Here is a 1445-nt window from a genome sequence, read left to right on the forward strand (position 1 = left end):
AGGTGATTGGATTAAATACATCAGACGGTAGGATTGCCATATGACGGAGGAACAACCGACGGCCATGGACACTAAGAATCCGTCCGCGAGCGCCCGCGAGATCAAGGCTTTGGCGCACCCTCTCCGTCTGAGGATCTTGCGGTTGTGCGGGCTCCATGAGCTCACGAACAAGCAGCTCGCGGATCGACTTGCCCAGGACCCGGGTACGGTGCTGTATCACGTCAGGCAACTACACGCAGCGGGATTCCTCGAGCGTGGTGAGGTTCGCACCGGCGAAAGTGGCGCGTTGGAGAAGCCCTACCGGTCCACGGGCCGCTCGTGGAATCTCGACACCGCGCTCAGCGACGCGGGCCCCGAAGCGCCTCTCGCTCCACTCGACGCGCTGAGAGACGAGCTGATGGAGGCAGGACCAGACTCGTTAGCGACGCTGTCTCGATTCGTTGTCCACCTTTCCAAGCAGGACGCGGAAACCTTCATCTCGCGGGTTCAGTCCGTTCTCAGCGAGTTCGTTGATAGCGATCAGGAGCGCTCGGATCAGCCGGCATTCGGCGGCATGTTCGTCCTGCACCGCACTTCCGACTAACGTGGCGGTGGCCGGATGTCCCACAGCGGGTTCCCCTGTGACACGGCATCGCCGTGATCGGCCGACTGGTGATTTGGCCTAAATCTGTCGCGCAGGAGGTCCGGCTTGTGGCCACGGCGAGTCGGGTGCGTGAGCGTGGCTGACCGGTACGCTGGTTTTCGCGGCTGCGTAGAGCGGCAGCTACCCGGCAAATGAGATTCAGATTTCCTGCATAATCAACTGGTTTCGAGGGGTTGGCCCTATGCAAGTGCGTGTGTACAAGGTGGCGGCCATTCTTGCCGCAGTCGCAGCAGTTATGACTATTACGTTTGCTGTCATAGCTGCGGTGCGAGCCGCACTGCTGGTTGACGCCATTCCAGGCGCCGATGCCGGCATAGGGAAGACGGCAGAATTGGTCCAGCTTCAGACAAGCGTGCCGTTGCTCTTCCTGCTCGGGCTAGCCGGACTCGGTATCGCAATCGCGTTCGCGATTCTAGCCAGCACCAGAAAGCGCCCAGATTCTGCGACCGCGGACGTTCGTTAGAGGTTCCACTGGGAACGGGTCGGGGGGTCGGCGTTGACACAAATAGGGTTGGGGGCATGTCGCATGCACTTCAACAGCTCTGGCCGCCGTTCGGATTGCTGATCGAATGCGGGTCACTCTCTCTGTCTCCCGTTCGAGATTCCGATTTGCCCGACCTTGTGGCACTCGCACACGAAGGGATTCACGACGCCGCTGCGATGCCATTTGATTTTCCATGGACGGCCGGGACCCCCGACGAAGTTCGATTAAGGCTCCTGCAGTTCCACTGGGGGCGACGTTCTGCCATGACGCCAGCATCGTGGCAACTTGAATCCACAGTCCGTTTCGAGGGAGAAATCG

At 60.3% G+C, this 1445-nt stretch carries 1 protein-coding gene; it reads left to right on the forward strand.

All coding sequences use genetic code 11. The annotated features are described in order from the left end of the window. Positions 1–40 precede the first annotated feature (40 nt). Positions 41–583, forward strand: a complete 543-nt coding sequence (locus JF66_RS18785) for a transcriptional regulator (protein WP_035880394.1) — start codon at positions 41–43, stop codon at positions 581–583. Positions 584–1445: the final 862 nt, after the last annotated feature.

The organism is Cryobacterium sp. MLB-32 (assembly GCF_000738085.1).
GTDB lineage: Bacteria > Actinomycetota > Actinomycetes > Actinomycetales > Microbacteriaceae > Cryobacterium.

Excerpts from the sequence above, each read along its gene's own strand:
- JF66_RS18785 (WP_035880394.1), top strand. The coding sequence starts at position 41 with ATGACGGAGGAACAACCGACGGCCATGGACACTAAGAATCCGTCCGCG.